The sequence below is a fragment of the Clostridioides mangenotii TR genome (assembly GCF_000498755.1).
Lineage (GTDB): Bacteria > Bacillota > Clostridia > Peptostreptococcales > Peptostreptococcaceae > Metaclostridioides > Metaclostridioides mangenotii_A.
In genome coordinates, this window is sequence record NZ_AXUS01000009.1 from 18,069 (window position 1) to 38,260 (window position 20,192).

The 20,192-nt window shown below is 30.4% G+C and carries 12 protein-coding genes; 2 read left to right on the forward strand and 10 right to left on the reverse strand.

Features of this window, described 5'->3' with window-relative positions:
• The first annotated feature begins 97 nt into the window (after positions 1 to 97).
• Positions 98 to 841 (forward strand): LysR family transcriptional regulator substrate-binding protein, encoded by a 744-nt coding sequence (locus T473_RS0105890; protein WP_024621067.1) that lies wholly within the window; start codon positions 98 to 100, stop codon positions 839 to 841.
• Between the two features lie 538 nt (positions 842 to 1,379).
• The gene (locus tag T473_RS0105895; protein ID WP_024621068.1) at positions 1,380 to 4,547 is read left to right on the forward strand and encodes a DEAD/DEAH box helicase; all 3,168 of its coding nucleotides are present in this window, start codon (positions 1,380 to 1,382) and stop codon (positions 4,545 to 4,547) included.
• Positions 4,548 to 4,688: 141 nt separating this feature from the next.
• On the opposite strand, the gene T473_RS0105900 is transcribed toward T473_RS0105895, so the two are convergent.
• From T473_RS0105900 to T473_RS0105940, 10 genes are all read right to left on the reverse strand, one after another.
• On the reverse strand, positions 4,689 to 6,992 hold the full coding sequence (locus T473_RS0105900; protein ID WP_024621069.1) for a glycoside hydrolase: 2,304 nt from the start codon (positions 6,990 to 6,992) through the stop codon (positions 4,689 to 4,691).
• A 302-nt stretch (positions 6,993 to 7,294) separates the two neighbouring features.
• On the reverse strand, positions 7,295 to 10,003 hold the full coding sequence (locus tag T473_RS17200) for a cell wall-binding repeat-containing protein (protein ID WP_024621070.1): 2,709 nt from the start codon (positions 10,001 to 10,003) through the stop codon (positions 7,295 to 7,297).
• Between the two features lie 288 nt (positions 10,004 to 10,291).
• The gene (locus tag T473_RS0105910; RefSeq protein WP_024621071.1) at positions 10,292 to 11,194 is read right to left on the reverse strand and encodes a glycoside hydrolase family 73 protein; all 903 of its coding nucleotides are present in this window, start codon (positions 11,192 to 11,194) and stop codon (positions 10,292 to 10,294) included.
• 124 nt (positions 11,195 to 11,318) lie between these two features.
• Positions 11,319 to 11,651, reverse strand: a complete 333-nt coding sequence (locus T473_RS19050; protein ID WP_330369402.1) for a HAMP domain-containing sensor histidine kinase — start codon at positions 11,649 to 11,651, stop codon at positions 11,319 to 11,321.
• On the reverse strand, positions 11,615 to 12,697 hold the full coding sequence (locus T473_RS16330; protein WP_242825870.1) for a sensor histidine kinase: 1,083 nt from the start codon (positions 12,695 to 12,697) through the stop codon (positions 11,615 to 11,617). The genes T473_RS19050 and T473_RS16330 overlap by 37 nt, the downstream gene beginning before the upstream one ends.
• Entirely contained in the window at positions 12,690 to 13,337 is a 648-nt protein-coding gene (locus T473_RS0105920) for a response regulator transcription factor (RefSeq protein ID WP_024621072.1), read from the reverse strand. Before T473_RS0105920 ends, T473_RS16330 begins: the two co-directional genes overlap by 8 nt.
• A gap of 162 nt (positions 13,338 to 13,499) precedes the next feature.
• Positions 13,500 to 14,663 carry an AI-2E family transporter gene (locus tag T473_RS0105925; RefSeq protein WP_024621073.1) on the reverse strand — a complete coding sequence of 388 codons (1,164 nt, stop codon included), beginning with the start codon at positions 14,661 to 14,663 and terminating at the stop codon, positions 13,500 to 13,502.
• A gap of 155 nt (positions 14,664 to 14,818) precedes the next feature.
• Positions 14,819 to 15,670 (reverse strand): AraC family transcriptional regulator, encoded by an 852-nt coding sequence (locus tag T473_RS0105930; RefSeq protein WP_024621074.1) that lies wholly within the window; start codon positions 15,668 to 15,670, stop codon positions 14,819 to 14,821.
• Between the two features lie 315 nt (positions 15,671 to 15,985).
• Positions 15,986 to 17,827, reverse strand: a complete 1,842-nt coding sequence (locus T473_RS0105935; protein WP_024621075.1) for an ABC transporter ATP-binding protein — start codon at positions 17,825 to 17,827, stop codon at positions 15,986 to 15,988.
• On the reverse strand, positions 17,820 to 20,138 hold the full coding sequence (locus T473_RS0105940) for an ABC transporter ATP-binding protein (protein WP_024621076.1): 2,319 nt from the start codon (positions 20,136 to 20,138) through the stop codon (positions 17,820 to 17,822). The genes T473_RS0105935 and T473_RS0105940 overlap by 8 nt, the downstream gene beginning before the upstream one ends.
• Positions 20,139 to 20,192: the final 54 nt, after the last annotated feature.

Here is a 20,192-nt window from a genome sequence, read left to right on the forward strand (position 1 = left end):
AATAGTGTAAAATATCCTTATAAGGAACAATTGTCCTCTTTCTATCGATTATGTTTTAAGTTTTTAAGAAAAAATTTATATATAGGAGTAAATGCAAATGAATCTATATCAATCAGAATATGTAAGATCACAGTCTAAATTCACTAGTATGGATAAATCGTCTAAAGAAGATACGCACTTTATTGAAAACTCTGAAGTAATATTAAATCAAATATCGTCCCTAGAAGATCATTTTTTAGGTGAAGAAATGCGAGATACTGTTCGTATTGCAGCTCTCCCAAGTATCGCTGACAATCTCTTACCTCCAATTCTAAAGGAGATGAGTTTGCTTGGCTACCACTATGAAGTCTTTATAATTGCTGAAAGTAAAATTATAAAGGAACAATTTTATATGGATGAATACGATATTGGATTTGCTCAGGATCTAAAGCAGGGATCTATTTGTCTGATAAAAGAACCGTATTATGCAATAGCACCTAAAAACTCTCCTTTCTCAGAGAAAAACGTTACGACTATTCATGAACTTATGGATACTCCGCTTATTTTACCAGACGTAAATTGTGATATTAGAATATCTTTTGATAAGTTACTAAAAAAATATAGCTATTGTCCAAATTCATTTATAGAGGTTTCTCAAAATGAACCGATTCTCTCTTTTGTAGAGAGTGATATGGGAGTGTCTATTGCTCCAAAGATGATGATAAGTAACTTACCGAATAACGTAAAAGCTTTAGAGATCCTAGATGATGATTTTTATAGGACAGTAGACCTTCTTAGTAATTCTTATAAGCTGACAGACCTCATAGTATCTATAGTGAACTTATTGTCTCGTTACAGTTAATAAATAAAAGTTAAATCAATAAAACTCACTAGGTATACAAGGCACTAACTTGTGTTAACTAGTGAGTTTTATTGATTTATATTAAACTTAGAGGTTAACAATTTAAAACTGCATTTATCATCTAAATATATATTTAATTATATATCTTTTATATAGAAATAACTAATTGCTCTTTTCTATAGAAAAAACAGCCACTATTGCTAATTCTTATATCCGAATATTTCTTTATTTATACTATGTTGCACTATTTATAGTATATTTTAGTTGAGTTTAATTCCTAGAGCTACCGTTTCTTCACAAGGTATTTTAGATTTAATTAAACTCTTATTAATCATAATAACTACCCTTTCTGTATAAACTATTATTTAGCATCGATTTAATTATATAGTTTTTTGAGGATATTACCTATAGAATTAACTGATAAAGCCAATCTAAAATATCTATAGTCGTTACTTTGTAAAAATAAAGCTATAAGTCGTGTAAATTAAATCTATTTGGATTATAATATAAGTTATAGTTTAAAAGAAGAGGTGATAAAATGGTAACTGGAAAAATTTATAGCTTAATTAAAAAAATTTCACTTCCTTCAAGATGGTTAAGAGGTTTAAAGTATTTTGATAAGCAATTGATAGATTCAGTAGATGTGAGAATCCACGAAAATTACTTAGAATTTCAGAGTGTTGTAGAGTCTGAATACAACAATGAGGTATATCCAAATACTCTATATATAGATTTTGAAGATAACGAATTAGATAATGCGTACTGTACTTGTCAGGATTTTAAATCAAATTATAAAACTGACAATAATTTTTTATGCAAACATTTAGTAGCAACTGCCTTAAAGGGGATAGATAAAGTAGAAAGTGAAGAATACTTAAATAAAGGTTTCTCTGATGCTATAATAGCTAGTCATATTTCTAAAACTGTAGTCTCAACGCCAGACAAAAAGCTACTTCACTATTTTAAAAATGCAAGTAAAGAACAGGTAAATCTAGATGTTGAAATAAATATTATTCCTGGAAGAATGTATGCTGAATTTAAAATCGGTCTTGATAGGATGTATATAATTAAAAGTATTAAGGAATTCGCTAATGCAAGGGTTAACAATAAAAAATTAGAATACGGTGTGAATTTTACATACGATCCTAACAGCCAGTATTTTACTGAAAAAGATGAGAAAATTGTAGAGGTATTGGAAGGATACGGAAACAATCTTCCATCGTACTCTCTTTCCTCAAATACTAAGAAATATTTAGAGTTAAATGTTAGCTCACTTAAACCATTTATGGAGTTATTAACTGAGAAAGACTTCTCCTTAGTTTATGCAAAAAATAAATATAGACCTAAAATTATAGCAGGACCTTTGCCTATAGAATTTGAATTTATAAAAACAAATGATGGTGTATCGCTTACGGCTCAGGACTCTCTGCCTATCCCTATAACGAAAAAGAACGACATAATTTTGTATCAAGGTGATATCTATATACTAAATAATGATGATTCTAATTACTATGGACAACTTTATGAGACACTTAACGAAAATAACACTGTTGAATTTCAAAGAGAAGATGTCAAAGACGTTCTAAATTTTATGCTTCCAAAGATCAAATCAATTACAGATAATGTCTACCTAGACAAAGAAATTGAAGATAATATAATTACATCTTTTAAAACGGAGCTTTATTTCGATATCAAAGGCTCACAGGTTACGTGTGATCTAAAGTTTGTTTATGCAGATGCTGATGATGAAGATAAATTTATAGTCCCCGATATTGAAAAGGAAAACCAAATTAAACTCGAACTTCTTGGATACAATTTCATAGAAAAGAGTAATGCCTTTCTATTTGCTGGAACAGACGAGGATTTATTTGAATTTCTAGATGTAGAACTTGAAGAATTAAAAAATTTGGGCGATATATACTACTCAGATAAATTTAAAGGCAATAAAATCTATAAATCGGGTTCTATAAAGGCATTTATAGATGAAAAAATCGGTAGTTACATAGACTTTAGTTTTAATATTGCCGATATTGACTTTAATGAGTACGATGATATAATGACTGCTTTTAAAGAAAGTAGGACTTTCTACAAGTTAAAAGATGGCAGCTTTATGGATTTAAGAGAAGATAAAACAAAAGACTTTTTAGATTTTATAGAAAACCTAGGATTTGAAGGAAAAGAAACAAGCTACAGAATTCCTAATAATAAAGCTCTTTATATGGATGAGTATATTAAGGACAAAGGCTTGGACTTCATTGAAGGTAAAGAGATTGTAGAAAATATTTGCAGCGGCTTCAAAAACATAGATAATCTCGATTTCACAATCCCAGAGGAATTAAAAGCTGATCTAAGATGTTATCAAGAAAGCGGATTTAATTGGTTTAAAATATTAGATAACTACAACTTTGGCGGGATTCTTGCAGATGAAATGGGACTTGGTAAGACATTGCAGACAATAGCATTTCTACTTGCGCAAAAGAACAAAAAAAGTATTGTTGTAACTCCTACTTCAGTTATCTACAATTGGAAAAGCGAGTTTGAAAAATTTGCACCAACTCTAAATGTACAGATAGTACACGGAGATAAAAATGACAGAAAAAATCTTATAGAAGATTATGATAAATACGATATTATTATAACAACATACGGAACATTTAAAAACGATATTGAATTGTATCAGGATATCAACTTTGATTACTGTATTATTGATGAGGCGCAAAATATAAAAAACCCTACAGCCCAAGTAACAAAGGCCATTAAATCAGTCAATGCCAACTGTAGATTTGCCTTAACAGGTACACCAATAGAGAATAATCTCGTTGAACTGTGGTCTATATTTGACTTTATAATGCCTGGATATTTATTTAATAAAAAGAAGTTTCAAAATGTGTATTTAAAAAAGGAAGCTAATTTACAAAATCTAAAGTTACTCATAAAACCTTTTATGCTTCGTAGAACTAAAAAACAGGTTATGACAGAACTACCTGATAAAATTGAAAAGAACTACTTTGTAGAGCTAAATAAGGACGAGAGAAACATATACAGCTCATATGCAAATGAAGTTCAGAAAAAATTAATGGGAAGAGATCTTAAAAACGACAAAATTGTGATATTCTCATACTTAACTAGATTAAGACAACTTTGTCTAGATCCTAGCATAGTTGTTGAGGGATACAATCATCCTAGCTCGAAAGTAAACACTTGTATAAGGATAGTTGAAGAAAGTATTGAGAATGACCATAAGGTCTTGCTATTCTCTCAATTTACAACGGTGTTAAAGAAGCTTGCATCAGAGCTAGATAAAAACAAAGTCAATTACTCATATATTGACGGTAGCACTAAAGCAAAAGATAGACTTGATTTAGTAGACGAATTTAATGGGGAAAAAGAAAAGAGAGTATTCTTAATTTCTCTGAAAGCTGGAGGTATTGGGCTGAATTTAACTAGCGCCGATACAGTAATTCACTTTGATCCATGGTGGAATCCTTCAGTGGAAGATCAAGCGACTGATCGTGCCCATAGATTTGGTCAGAAAAACACGGTTCAGGTTATTAAACTAATAGCAAAAGGTACTATTGAGGAAAAGATTCTTAAACTTCAGGAAAATAAGAAGGATCTTATTTCACAGTTTGTCAATGGCAGTCTTGCTAATGAGAATATTCTTAAGAATTTGACTGATAAAGAGATAGTTGATCTATTTAGTTGATATGGATATGAATATTAAAAGAAAGATGGAATAAATGAAAAATAGATACAGGATAGAACGTCTTGTATACTGTAAAAAGTATTTTAGTTTGTTCTAACTGTATCTGTTTTTATTTATGGTACTACATTAGTAATTACTGATCTATTCAGGTTTATACGCAATTTTCTTGTTTCCATCATAAATCACTAAAGAATTTGCCTTTACAACGTTCCCATCTTTTTTATAATCTTTATCTGAGAAATTAGCAATTACCCTTAGATCCTTGCCGTATACAGTCTCTTGCACTAGTCGATCTGCTGATAAAATTCTAAAATCTAACATTTCTTCTTTAATTGCCTTCTTGCTAAATTCAGACCACACATTGTTATGAGATATTATTTCATCTCTATGTTTATTCCACTCAGCTCGATCAATATGATACATAGAAGGTACATTATATAAAACTTCCTTCATCATTCTAGATCCTACTTCATCTTCTACCTTAAAAGTCCCCCATAACCACTGATGAGTTGATATAACAGAATTATTGTAAACTAATTTATATAAAGGAATTGAGTAATCTGGATCAATAAATACTTTTTTATATTTATCTTTCATTGGTATCTGTTTAGCAAATACATCAGGAACTCCTCCTGAAGCCGAGTAATATCTACCAACATAGTACTCACTTTCTTTATTTTTACTCATATCTGGATCAACCCATGAAAATGCTGGAGTTTCAATGCCATGAGCAAAAGCTATCGTAGTACTCGCAAAATCATTTCCGCCCTCAGAACCTATAACCATATTTTTATCATCTCTTATATAAGACATTCTTTTTAGTCTTGCATTCAAATCTTGCTCTTTAGTAGTTGTGTGATTTTTAGAATAGTCATCGTATATTTCACCTGTAGCATCACAGTCTATAAACCACGAATTAAAATTGTATCCTTCCTTTAAAATACTTGCAACTCTCTCTTTTACACTAGGCATAGATAATGTAGGATTTAGCTTTCTTCCTTCTCCTTGGAACCCAACTTCCTTTTCACCTTTTTTATTTTCTATTGTTGCGCTCTCATACAGTGACTTGTCTTTAAAAGACGCTGTACCCCACTTCTCTTCTCCTGGTTTGTGAATTGAATGGTATGAATCATAAGGGGCTACTAAGTAACCTAAATCACTTGCTTTCTTTACTAAATCTTTTGATACGTAATTTGCATCAATATCATCAAAACCTATCCACGCATTTTTAATTCCAGATTTATATATATTTTCTACTAAGTCTGTTGTATTGTTTCTACCCCATTCCTTTACATCTTTTGTAGAATTTTTTAATTCTGACTTCAATACTTTTTTATTTAAATCAACTAATTCTGTTTTTGCTAATTTATTTGATTTTTCAGCGATTTCTTTATCAGTTTTGCTATTGATTGATTTGAAAACATCTTTATCGTATAACTTGTCCGATATAAGGGCTATATTTAAAGATCTAACTATTTGATTTTTTTGATATTTATCTATATAGTCTTGTGACTTTATTTGATTAAATACAGCGATTAACTCCTTGCCATCTTCTTGAGCTTCTAATATATCACTTATTTTTTTTATTAAAGCTTCTGACATTTCATTTTTAAGGTTGCTCCATACTATGTCATCATCAGATATAGCCGATTCACCCCAGAAATATATATGAGGTGCTCCGTACAGCTTCTCTATATTTTTATTTGTCTTAGACTTCTCTTCTAGAGTTTTAAATTCTCCTTTTTCTACGACGTAATTTTTATATGTTTTTGCAGCATCTACAACATTTTTATCCGTCATATAAATTCTAAATCCATATTCTCTATTTTTATTTACACTAGGATATTCATGAGTAAAAGTAAAGTTTATTTTGTCATCTGCTTTAAATTTTATTTCATTATTGTATTTATTTTCCATAATATAAGTTAGTGAATAATCTTTCTTCTCTACAGAAAAAAACTGCATTGAAAACGACTCAATTGGATCGTATTTTTGACCATTTAAAAATTCTATCCAATCCTTATTATCACTAGGTATAAACTTTCCTTCATCAATAGGAAGTACATAGTTTTCACCCTCAACGTTTGGCCACTTAAATGCTGCCTCTCCATCTTTAGTAGACTTGATATTTATATCTAAGTATTTATCTACTTTTTTTATTTCTATGTCGATACTTTCGTCAGGATAAGTCCACGAAATAAAATCTTTTGATTTTTTTAAGTTCGATACCTTTCTTTTTTCACTTGGACTTGATAATAATTCTTTTCTTCCGTTAGAATCTAAACTAACCTCAAAAGTTTCTGGCTTTACTTCAAAATCGAAATCCATATTTTCTACTTTAGCATATAAATTTGTACTTTCTGAGTTAGACGCTTTATTGCTACATCCTGATGCCATACTGACAATTACTAGTAGACTTGTTAAAATAACTATTGTTTTTTTCATATTTCCACCTCCTGATATAGAATAACTAATGCTTGTTACATGAACGTTACAATTTTGGTATCTATCGATTTTTATTTTATTATTCTACAACAACTTATGTAATATTGATTTTGACATTACAGTTGGTTTTTACATGAGATGCGGATTTATTGTAACATCTAAACAGAACAATTCTGTATATTCGGAGTATGAAATTGCTTGGCATAAGTAAGTACTCGTAAATGCTATATCTATTTATGATAGATCAAAAAAAGATCTACAGTAAATATTAAATATTTCTTGTAGATCTTTTTTATTAATTATTATATATATAATAAAGTCTTTAACTCATTGTAAGCATTCTCATTACCATTTCCACCTACTTTAGTTACCGTTACAAATTTCTTAGTTGCTAAAACTGATTTCTGAGTAGGACTGAGTTTCTGAGAAACTGTTAATACTGGCGATCGATTTTTTGCTGCTAATACTCCAACGGCTAAGGCATCTATTAAATCGTCTTGTCTTAATGTCCCATCTTTTACAACATACATATTTTCAAGTTCTTTACTTGGATAGAAGTGCTCTATTATTTTTGCGTTAGTTTCATTTCTGTCATAACCAGATAATCTTTGTATATTTGGAACTTGGCTCTCTAACTCTTTTCCAACTGAATTTTCTCCACCTATAATATATGACTTGCTTATACCTTCACTATCTATAAAGTCTTTACCTTTAGGTATTTGATTTTTATTGTTAGATAATAGAATCGGAATATTTCTTTCAGCTGCTGCTGCTCCAACACTCACTGCATCCGCTATGGATTTTTCACCATTTACTAATGCTATTTCTGTAATATCTTTTAATCCATCAATCTTCTTCGCTAATTCTATACTAGTCCCAAATCTATCTTCTCCATGTATTCTCTCTACTTTTATTCCCATATCAACTAGTTGTTTTTTAACATTTTGTGCTAACGTATTTTCTCCACCAATTAAGTAAACAGTTTTTGTTTCTAATCTCTTTAACTCACTTTTACTTATAACATTTAAAGTATCTCTTTCAGTTAGCAAAATTGGAGCATTTTTTGCATATGCAAAAGGAGTCGCTGTCATTGCATCAACAATCGAAGACCCATTTGCTAGTACCACATATTCTGCTTTGTCCCAATCTTTACTTATGTCTCCTGCTGTATCATATCTATCTTCTCCTGTGATTTCACCCGTCGGTGGTGCTGGTGGCAATGGATCTGGTTTTTCCCCATTTCCTCCCCCATTCCCACCTCCTCCTGGGATTTCTTTTACAGTTAGTGGCTGAATTACTTTACCCGAAAACTCAATATATCCATAATGACTGTAATCATATTTTAACGTCTTACTGAACCCAAAACTTACTTCCTTCTGATCGTTTAAATTGTCCCACACTATTTTACCATCTTTATATATACCACCATCACTTATAGGAGATATATTATCTATATTTCCATTCCAAAATTTTATCATATTATCAATTTCTAAATTTTTCGATATATTTTTTTTAGCTAAATCGATTCGTTGATTTTTTATCTTTATCCCACCATAGTATCCAGGATTGTTCAATAATAGCTTTTTTAAAGATGATATATCAGCTATTTTATTGCCACTTAAATCTAAACTTTGATAATAAAAGGACTCTTTAGAAGTCAATGGGCTTACATCTTCTAACTCATTATTTGAAAGATCTAAGACATATAACGATTGTTCTGTCTTTTTAATATAGCTTATGTCATTTATTTTATTATTAGTCGAATATAAATGATATAGTCTTGGAAAGCGCGCTACCCAATCTAATTTTTTTAGTTCATTATAAGATATATTAAGTTGAGATATACTTTCAATATTATCAAGACTTATTATATTATCATCTTGGATTCCATTATTTGATATATCTAAGTTATTTAAGTTAGTAAAATTGCTTAACCAAGATAAATCACTTATTTTAGTATTTGATAAATATAATGTATTAATGTTAGTATATTTATCACTAGTATTTTCAATTACAACATCTGTTAGTACATTATCAGATACGTCTAGTGTATATATTTTTATAAAATGTTCTATCCAAGTTAAATTTTCAATTTTATTATTAGAAAGATCTAAATGATTTATATAGCTACCTTCAATGCTATTGGTCATTAATTCAGTATCTTCTATTCCATTATATGATAAGTCTAACTTATCAATATTGTTAACTTGATTTAACCAACTTAAATCTTTTATTTGATTATTAGATAAATTCCAACTATCTAAACTCGCTTTTAATTCGTTAATTACAATATTTTCACCCGTAATTAGATTAAATGATAAATCTAAGATACTACCATTGTATTGTTTTAACCAACTCACATCATCTATCTGATTATGGGATAAATTCAAATCGCTAATAGATAAAATATCTGAACTACTTGAAATTTCAGTTATTCCGTTATTTGATAAGTCTAATGTGCTTACATCTAATGGAATACTCTCTACCATTGTTATGTTATTTTTTGATAAATCTATCTCTTGCAAATATATTTTTCCAACTAAGATATTTAATACATCAAAATCATTTAAATTATTCTCCGAAAGGTTTAATCTGGTCATACTAATTGCTTCCTGTAATCCTTCTAAATTTGTCACCCCAGACTTACTAAGATCTAAAGATTGTATAGTTTCTAATTTTGTTTTAGTTATTTCGCTATCTTCTGTAATTCCTAACTCTTTTTTTAATCTTGCTTTTAGATTCTCATCCGGAATTTCAATAATATCAGTTTCTTCTTTCGATATAACTTCACTATCCGATTTAATATCCTCTAACACCGTTACAATTTTTTTATTTTTATTTGATTTATCATTATAATCTTTATCAAATACAGAAGGTTCATTTATAGAATTTACTATATTTGATTTTTGATTTATTTTTACCCCTTCTAATGCGCTTACATTTATTGTGGGAACAATCAAAGCACAGGAAACCAGTAATGCCCCTACTTTTTTAATTTCTTTTAAATTCATGAAACAATCCTCCATTTTAATATCCTACGCAAAACTAATAATCCTCATTATCTATTATATTGGTATAACAATATTAGCATGAATTATAGTTATAATAATGATGTTTGTTGTGAAATGTTATTTTATTGTAGTGAATAATACAAAACAATTAATTTACTACAAATAAATCAGTTGTTTCTACTAATTTATTGATTTATATCATAATAAAATTGAAAAAGCTTTCAACCCTAAATTTAAAGTTGAAAGCTTTTATTTTGCAATAAATAAAATATATTATTCATTTTTTAATCATGCATTGGTTTGAGCCTCACTATCTATTAATTGTAGATTGTACTGTCTAATTAAATCTATAAGTCTCTTTGCATAGACTTTTTTACCATTTTCATCCACTGCTGTACTATAACCTGCTTTTTCAAGGGTACTAGCTTGATATATATAAGTATTAGTTTTGAAGACTCCATTTTCTCTATATCTCTTGTTTTTAAATAAAAACTCTGCATGATCTTTTATAGATTTCCCTTTGTCATTGTATCTTCTAAACTTACTGTCCACCATTGTGTCTTTATGCTCTAGCGTTTCCAAAGTTACATACTGACCTTTCCAATTTGAATCAGCCTTTATACCAAATAAATTGTTGTAGTCATTTGATAAAATCGACTCTCCCCAATTTGATTCGAGTATTGCCTGGGCTATAGTTATCGATGGAAGTATACCGTATTCTTCATAATTTTTAATAGAATCCACTTTTATCTCATCGATAAATTTCATATATTTACTATCTGATTGTAATCTCTCAGGCTTTGTCCCGAAATCTTTTAAATCATCTAGATACCTATTAGCTAATTTTTTCTCCCTATCATCAAATCCTATAATACCTATAACCTCATTTAGAGTATATAACTTAGTATATCCCTCATTATTGTCATCCTTATCTAAAAATAAATTCGCTATTTCACGTATCTCTACATCATTTATATCTTTCATCTTATTTTTATTTGAAACTGCTAGTATGGCAGCGACCTCTTTCCAATTTACTTGACTATAATTTCCACTCACAGTATCTGTGTTTTCAATATACTGATTTATGTTGATTTGACTTTTGTTGATTTCTTTTACATATAGTTTGTTAACTAATGAAACAGCCAATATTACTATGGCTATAATTATAATAATAAACTTTTTACCTCTCATAATGCATCCTCCAAATTGTCGATTTTCTCAATTGTACAATAGAATTGTTACAAAAAGATTACATTAAAAGTAAAATTCAATTAAAATTCATAGTTAATATGACTAATTTTTATATTTTTCTGCATTATTTATCAAATATAATATAAAATTCTATATCTTCTTTTATTAACTGAACAGAGTGCTCAAATCTATGTTTTTTTAGTATTTCGTCCACTATACTAAGACCTAGCCCCGTTCCAGATAAATCTTTGTTTCTCGATTTATCGATAACGTAAAATGGTTTCCATATATCATCCAAATTTTTAATACTTATACTGATTCCATTTCTGATTTTAAATGTTATCTGATTTCTTTGCTCTTTAATTTCTACAACTATCTTCTTGTCACTAGTATATTTAATAGCATTTGTAAAGAGATTATCTAATACTGCTCCAATTCCATCTTTATCTGCTCTAATAAAAAATTATTTCCTTTGACAACAACTGATAAGTTTATATGGCTTTCTTTTATCAGAAGTTCATATTTTTTTATCTTGTCGCTTAGAAATAATTTTAGATCAAATTTTTCTGTATTTATATCTTTATTCTCATACTTTGCCCAATACAAAAGTGTGTTTACCATATTTGACATTTCATTAGCTTGTTCTATGATAGTATCTGTGTAAGTCCCATCGTCTAATCCATCTTTTATTCCAACTGCATATGCTTTAATTAAAGCTATAGGCGTTTTCATCTCATGTGAAGTATCCGATATAAAATCTTTCAGGCTTTCATTCTTTTTATTCAACTCTCTATGCGCTTTCTCTAGCTCCTTACTCATTATGTTTATGCTGTCTGCAAGATCTTCAATCTCATCATTGGTTTTTATGTTTTCTGTTCTAAATTTTAATTTGGAAATATCTTGAGATAATATCTTTAATTTATATATAGGTTCAATTATCTTCCCTGACAAGATAAATACTACTATACTGATTAGAATTACAGATACTACACCTACAATAATATTAAGTTTATTTATAATGCCTACTGTCTCCCGAGAGTGCTCAATAGGAGTTGATATCGCTAGAATATAATTTTCTTTTTTGATAAATTTAACAAGCAAACTGTACTTAGATTGCCCCTGATTATATATTTTGCTCACGCTTTTAGTATCTAGTTTATCTATAGATGTTTTATCAAACCAAAATTTAGATAGAGAAATCCCCTTTTTCCAAAAAGCATCCAAAAGGTTTTCATTTATATCATCTACATTGTCTTTGTAACTTTTGTCTATAGGAATGTACACAATAGCTGCGTTTTTATCGCTTTCAATTGATTTTATATTTTTAATAAATGTATTTATATCTGTTCTGTATACTTCGTCCTCAATCTCATTTATTATATTTTTCTTCTCATGCAAATAAAATCTATCTATATACATACTGTTAATTGAAATAGATATAATATATCCTAATAAGACAACTAGAGATATCCATATTGCAAGTTTTTTGCTTAACTTAGTCATCAACTTCCTCCACACTGTACCCAAGACCTCTATAGGTTTTTATTATACCTTCTCCTACTTTGCTTCTCAACCTTCTAATGTGTGTATCAATAGTCCTTAAATCTCCCTCATAGTCTAAACCCCATACTTGATCCAACAGTTTTTCTCTCGATAATATCATACCTTTATTGTTTGATAGGCATATTAGCAATTCAAGCTCTTTTTTGGTAATATTGATTTCTATATCTTCTTTATATACTTTATTTGATTTTATATCTATCTTTACATCTTTTATATGTTGTATATCTTTATATCCCAACAATTTCTTAGCTCTCAAAGTTAATATTCTTGGGTCAAAAGGTTTTCTTATATACTCATCCGCACCGATATCAAGAGCTTTTATTTCATCTTCTGTTTGACTTTTAGCTGTAAGAATAAGCACTTTTGTACTTCCAAATTTTTTAATTTCTTTACATACTTCAATCCCATCTAGCTTTGGCATCATCCAGTCTAGAATTGCTAGATCTATATTATTGGAGAAAAATATATCCAATGCTTCTTCTCCATCCTTTGCAGTATATACAGACATATTTTCTTTTTTAAAATATGCAGAAAGTATTTTAAGCATACTTGGTTCATCATCTGCAATAAGTATATTCATAAATTCACATCCTCGACATTGTAATTGTTTTACTAAATCACAAACTATTATACCTTTAATCTGTTACTATTGAGTTACAAATATGTATTTATTAATTAAAATAATATTATAAATAAAAAACAGCAACCCCATAAAGGTCGCTGCTTTTTGCTATTTAAATCGTTACATATAATCTTCCGTCTCTATGGGAAGACCTCTTTTTTCTAGTTTATATTCAACAATTTCTTTTATTATTGAGTAAATTACTGCAAATAGAGGAACACCTATAATCATCCCTACAAATCCTAAAAGTTTTCCCGTTACAAGTAGAGAGAAAAGTATCCAAAACGCCGATATACCTATAGAATCTCCAAGTATCTTAGGACCTATAATATTTCCATCAATCTGTTGTATTATAAGTATTATAACCATAAGCCAAATAGCTTTAACTGGCGATACAAACATGACAATGATAATTGAAGGTATTGCTCCAAAAAACGGTCCGAAGAATGGTATTATATTAGTTACGCCTATAATTACTGATATAAGCAACGCATAAGGCATCTTAACTATAGTTAAGACTATAAATGTAAGTATACCTATAATAAATGAATCTAATATCTTTCCACTTAGGAATTTACCAAAAGTATCATTACTTCTATGAGTAAGCTCTACAACTTTATCTGCAACCTCTTTAGAAAATGAAGCAAATATAATTTTTTTACTGAGACCGAAGAATTTCTCTTTATCTATAAGAAGATAAACCGATATAATTAATCCCAATACAATATTCCATATACTAGAAAGAATATCTTTTAGCATTACCCCAAAAAGAGGAATTAAGTCAGTAGCAAAGTTTATAACATATTCTACAAAGTCGTTCCACTTTTGTGTAGCAAACTCTAAGTACTGCCCGCTAAGATTAAGATTAGTCATAATTTCATCAATCAACTTCGTTGTCTGAGTTACATACCTAGGTATATCATTGACCAAACCAGTTATACTCTCAATTAGTTGAGGTAAGACAAAGTAGATAAATAGATACAGAAGCAACGCTCCCGTCAAATATGTAAGAACCATCCCCAATGCCCTTTTTAACTTTGGCTTCATCTTTTTCAACCCATCGATGCTAAGCACCTTTTCTTCATAAAACCTAAGAATAAAGTTAAGAATATACGCGAGTGCAAATCCAACTATAAATGGCTGTAGTGTCGATAAGGCATTGCTTATCATACTATTAAACAAGTCCATCTGAGAAGCTATCAAATAAAACACTGTACTACAAATTACAACTAAAAATAAGTAGACGGCAATTGTAGTGTATTTTTTATTCCAATTTATTTTCATATTTTCCTCCTAATTACAGTCTATTTAGATTTTAACATACATTGAGCTCTTTTATAACAAATTGTCATATAATCAATAAATTAAATTACAGAAGAAAACAATAAAATCTATACACGAATATTACAATAATATAAATTTCAAATGTTACACTTAACTCATCTCTTTATAATCGGAACCCATACTTCAAACTTAGAGTGTTGTGGATCAGCATTAATATAAACCTCGATATCGGGAGCATCTCCATACTCATAACCTGAGGTAGGAAGCCACTCAGTTACAATTCTCTTCTCAAGATCTTGAATTGCAGTTGGCATTGGCCCTTCCCCGCTAAACACGGCCCATGTATGAGCAGGCACATTGTACTCATACATTCCATCTGGAGTCTCTTTATCAGTGGAAACAGAGATAAAATACTCCCAATTTTCCTGATTGTCCATACAGGCACTAACCCCCAAAACTCCCATAGGCTCCTGATTCATAAGAGGAACTAGCTCTGCAATCTTACCATTTTGAGCAACATCTGCCCACATCTTAGGAACAACCTCAAAATTAACTTCTACATCCTTATCAAGTTTTTCCTTAAACCCAACAACTTTAAACTCATCCTTTTTAACTATTCTATAGTCCATTTCTGCTTCTCCTTTAATAGTAATTTTGAAGCTAATACGTGGAAAAGCCTTTAAATACGCCCCTTCCTTCTGAGCCGCTGACGGAGAAATACCGTGTATATTTTGAAATGCTCGATTAAAAGAAGTGGGCGACTCATAACCGTATCTCACAGCAACATCAATCACCTTGTCCCCTTCCTGCAAATCAAAAGCCGCCAAAGTAAGTCTTCTACGTCTTATATATTCAGAAATAGGTGTCCCCGAAATATAAGAGAACATTCTTTGAAAATGATAAGTAGAGCAGCAAGCAATCTTAGCCGCCTTCTCATATTCGATCTCGTCCTTTAAATTAACTTCAATATAGTCAAGCGCATCATTAAATTTTTTCAACCATTCCATAGTAATATCTCCTTATAAATTAATTTTACAATAACAAGAGTAAACAAATCTCTCATTCTTTACACAAAAATGCGAGCATAAATTTCTTTTATATCAAATATAACATTTAAAAAAATTATTGCATATACCGAATTCATATATTTAAATTCGCAAAATATAGCTATTTAAATATATGAATTCGGTCACTAAATAATAAAACATTCACAAATATAAGTTGCAAATAAAAATTAAAACTGGATCAAGAGTAAATCTCAATAATAAAAGGAGCTAATCGACAAATGATATAACATTTATCGATTAGCTCCCAACCCTTACCTACATTGCGTCTTCAAATTGCGAATTATAAAGATCTTTATAGAATCCACCAGCAGCAAGAAGCTCCTCGTGGCTACCTTGTTCAATTATGTCTCCATCATTCATAACAAGAATCATATCTGCATCTCTAATTGTTGATAATCTATGTGCTATTACAAAACTTGTTCTGCCCTCCATAAGATTATCCATAGCCTTTTGTATAAGTATCTCTGTTCTTGTATCGACAGAACTTGTTGCCTCATCTAGTATAAGTATCTTAGGATCGGCAAGTATAGCTCTAGCTATTGTAAGAAGTTGCTTTTGCCCTTGAGACACATTATCCGCATCTTCATTTAATTCCATATTATAACCATCAGGTTGAGTCTTGATAAATCTATGAGCATAAGCTGATTTAGCCGCATTTATAACTTCTTCATCAGTTGCATCAAGTCTACCGTATCTGATATTTTCCATTACAGAACCGTTAAATAGCCAAGTGTCTTGAAGAACCATTCCAAATAATTCTCTAAGCTCTCCTCTATTGAAATCCTTGATATTGTGTCCATCGATTAATATTTCACCGCTGTTAATATCGTAGAATCTCATAAGAAGTTTTACAATTGTAGTTTTACCAGCACCTGTTGGTCCAACTATTGCTATTTTTTGTCCTGGTTTAATACTTGCACTGAAGTTGTTAATAACAGTTTTATCTTCTTTGTAACCGAAGTTTACATGTTTAAAGTCTATTTCGCCTTCTATATTATCGATAGATACAGGATTTTCTGCAATTTGTTGCTCTTCATCTTCTTCTAAGAATTCAAATACTCTTTCTGAAGCAGCAGCAGTAGATTGAAGTAAATTTGCTACTTGAGCTATTTGTGTCATAGGTTGAGTGAAGTTTCTAACGTATTGTATAAATGATTGTATATCTCCAACCTCAATAGTCTTTTTGATTGCTAACCACCCACCTAGTATAGAAACTACAACATATCCTAGGTTTCCAATAAACGCCATCAGCGGTTGCATTATCCCAGATAAAAACTGTGATTTCCATGCTGAGTTGTACAGTTTATCATTTAATTTATTAAACTCGTCAATATTTGATTCTTCACCGTTGAATACTTTTACTATATTTTGGCCACTGTAAGCTTCTTCAACATGTCCGTTGACATCACCCAAATACTCTTGTTGAGATTTAAAGTATTTTTGTGATCTTTTAACTATTACTGAAATTAGCAACATAGATACTGGTAAAATCAATAATACAGCAGCTGTCATAATCCAACTTATAGATAACATCATGATAAGTACCCCTACCATAGTTGTAACAGATGTTATAAGTTGAGTCATACTTTGGTTTAAACTTTGATTAAGGGTATCAATATCATTTGTAACTCTAGATAAAATTTCACCATGAGTTTTTGAATCAAAGTACTTCATAGGAAGTCTGTTCATCTTTTCAGATAATTCTTTTCTCAAATTATAAGTTAGTTTTTGTGATATACCGCTCATTATAAAACCTTGAGCAAATGAGAATATCGAACTTATAATATAAAGTACTACTAATGTAAGCAAGATTTTTGAAATTCCATCAAAATCAATACCAGCTCCATTTATACCTGAAATTTTATTCATTAAACCTTCAAATATCTTTGTAGTAGCTTTACCTAAAATCTTAGGACCTACAATTGAAAACGCCGCACTTCCTATTGCGAATATTATTACAAATATTATCGATATTTTGTACTTCGACATATATGAAAGTAGCTTTTTCATCGTTCCTTTAAAATCGGATGCTTTCTCTCCAGCACCACTCATTCCTGGACCCATCGGCCCTCTTTTCGGTCTATTATGTTTACTCATTTTCCAGCTCCTCCTTTGAAAGTTGAGATAAAGCTATTTGCTCATAAACCTCACAATTTTTTAGAAGCTCTCTGTGTGTACCTTTTCCAACAATCTTTCCTTCATCTAACACTATTATTTGTTCTGCATGTAATATAGTACTGATTCTTTGAGCTACTATAAGCATAGTACTATCTTTAACTTCTTTGTTTAAGGCTTTTCTAAGTTTAGCATCAGTTTTTAAATCCAGTGCAGAAAAACTGTCGTCAAATATATATATTTCCGGATTTTTGGCTATAGCTCTGGCAATTGAAAGTCTTTGTTTTTGACCTCCTGATACGTTCTTACCACCTTGTGATATCTCAGTATCATATTTATCCGGTTTTGTATCTATAAACTCAGTTGCTTGCGCTATTGTAGCAGCTAGTTCTATTTCTTCTTCAGTTGCATCTTCTTTACCGTATTTAAGATTTGACTCAATTGTACCTGAGAAAAGTACACCTTTCTGCGGAACATATCCTAGTTTTTCTCTTAAATCGTGTTGAGACACATCCCTTACATCTACTCCATCTACCAGTATTTCACCTTCAGTAACATCGTAGAAACGAGGTATTAAGTTGACTAAAGTTGTCTTACCACTACCAGTACTTCCTATAAAAGCAGTAGTTTTACCTGGCTTTGCAGTAAATGTGATATTCTCTAGTATTGATTCTTCAGAATCAGGGAATTTAAATGACACATTTTTAAATTCAACATATCCTTTTTTGTTTTCGTCAAATTTCTTAGCAACTTCTGGATTGTGTATAGTTGCCTCAGTTGTAAGAACTTCGTCTATACGATTAGCTGATACTGACGCTCTCGGTAACATAACAGATACCATTGATATCATTAAGAACGACATTATTATCTGCATTGTATACTGAATAAACGCCATCATATCCCCAACTTGCATGGCACCTGAATCAATTCCGTAAGCCCCCTTCCACACTATTAGAACCGTAATAAGGTTCATAATAAGCATCATCGAAGGCATCATACAGACCATCATTCTATTTACAAATAAATTCGTCTTCGTAAGATCTCTATTTGCTTTGTCAAATCTGTTCTCTTCATATCTTTCGTTACTAAACGCTCTTATTACAGGAATACCTGTAACTATTTCACGAGTAACTAAGTTTAGTTTATCAACTAATTTTTGTACTAGTTTAAATTTAGGAATAACTAGTGCAAATAAAACTACAACTAATGACATCATAGCAACAACTGCAACTGCTATAATCCAAGCCATTGATGTATTTGTATTAAGGACTTTAATTACGCCCCCAACTCCCATTATCGGTGCATAAAATACTATTCTAAGCAGCATTACCATAAGTAGTTGTATTTGCTGAATATCGTTTGTACTACGAGTTATAAGTGAAGCTGTCGAGAATTTATTTATCTCTGTATTTGAGAAACGCATTACTTTATCAAATACTTCTCCTCTAAGTCTTCTACCGACTCCAGCCGCAACCTTAGCTGCTAAAAACCCTACTGAAACTGTAGCTAAAACACTTATAAGTGCTATTCCAATCATCTTAGCACCTGTATTAAGTATGTAGTTGTTTTGAGTTTTCTCTGTATCAATTCCTACATTTTCGTACTCTGCCTTAACAAATTTAACCGCACTTTGCGCGACTATTGTGTCTGGCATATCATCTATTTTTTTGTATATCTCTTCGTTTACTTCTTTTAAGTTTTCTTTAGGCATTGACGAAAATACCTCAAACAAATCTATATCTTTCGCATCTGGAGTTTTCCCAGTCGGAACATTTGCTTGACTCCCTTGCATTTGCTGTTGTTTCATCTGCTCCTGCATTTGCTTTTCCATATTTTTTTGCACTTCTTCTTTTATTTTCTTAGTCTCTTTACTGTCGCTTTCAAATGTTGATACTACAAGCATCGGCTTTGCAAAAATATCGTTTAGATTTTCTATAGTAACTTTATTTTCTGTGTTTAACTTATAAAGTTTTTCGGATTTTAATTTAGGGTACTTATCCTCTAAATCATTGTACTCTGAATCTGACATATCTTTCTTGTCTATTATTTTGTAGTTATTTAATATCTTATCTTCGTCTTTAGAATCTACAAAAAGCAATATTCTATCTAATTCACTCTTTCTTATCACCTCAGGTACTGCATTTACTACCCCACCCTGTTGTATACCTACATTGACAATATCAGAAGTATACGCTGGTAAAGAAAGGTCGCACATAGCTTGAACTACTAGCAATATTACAATTAATACTATCAATAAAAAAAATTTCTTTAAATATTTGATTAATTTAAACATACTCGGTTTCCTCTCAAAATTTTAACTTTTATCTCTTTAGCCTATCTATTTTTA

What these genes read in the sequence shown, in the direction of transcription:
- T473_RS0105890 (WP_024621067.1), top strand. Translation starts at nt 98, where the DNA reads ATGAATCTATATCAATCAGAATATGTAAGATCACAGTCTAAATTCACT.
- T473_RS0105925 (WP_024621073.1), bottom strand. Translation starts at nt 14,663, where the DNA reads ATGAAAATAAATTGGAATAAAAAATACACTACAATTGCCGTCTACTTA.
- T473_RS0105930 (WP_024621074.1), bottom strand. Translation starts at nt 15,670, where the DNA reads ATGGAATGGTTGAAAAAATTTAATGATGCGCTTGACTATATTGAAGTT.
- T473_RS17200 (WP_024621070.1), bottom strand. Translation starts at nt 10,003, where the DNA reads ATGAATTTAAAAGAAATTAAAAAAGTAGGGGCATTACTGGTTTCCTGT.
- T473_RS0105935 (WP_024621075.1), bottom strand. Translation starts at nt 17,827, where the DNA reads ATGAGTAAACATAATAGACCGAAAAGAGGGCCGATGGGTCCAGGAATG.
- T473_RS0105910 (WP_024621071.1), bottom strand. Translation starts at nt 11,194, where the DNA reads ATGAGAGGTAAAAAGTTTATTATTATAATTATAGCCATAGTAATATTG.
- T473_RS16330 (WP_242825870.1), bottom strand. Translation starts at nt 12,697, where the DNA reads ATGACTAAGTTAAGCAAAAAACTTGCAATATGGATATCTCTAGTTGTC.
- T473_RS0105900 (WP_024621069.1), bottom strand. Translation starts at nt 6,992, where the DNA reads ATGAAAAAAACAATAGTTATTTTAACAAGTCTACTAGTAATTGTCAGT.
- T473_RS0105895 (WP_024621068.1), top strand. Translation starts at nt 1,380, where the DNA reads ATGGTAACTGGAAAAATTTATAGCTTAATTAAAAAAATTTCACTTCCT.
- T473_RS0105940 (WP_024621076.1), bottom strand. Translation starts at nt 20,138, where the DNA reads ATGTTTAAATTAATCAAATATTTAAAGAAATTTTTTTTATTGATAGTA.
- T473_RS0105920 (WP_024621072.1), bottom strand. Translation starts at nt 13,337, where the DNA reads ATGAATATACTTATTGCAGATGATGAACCAAGTATGCTTAAAATACTT.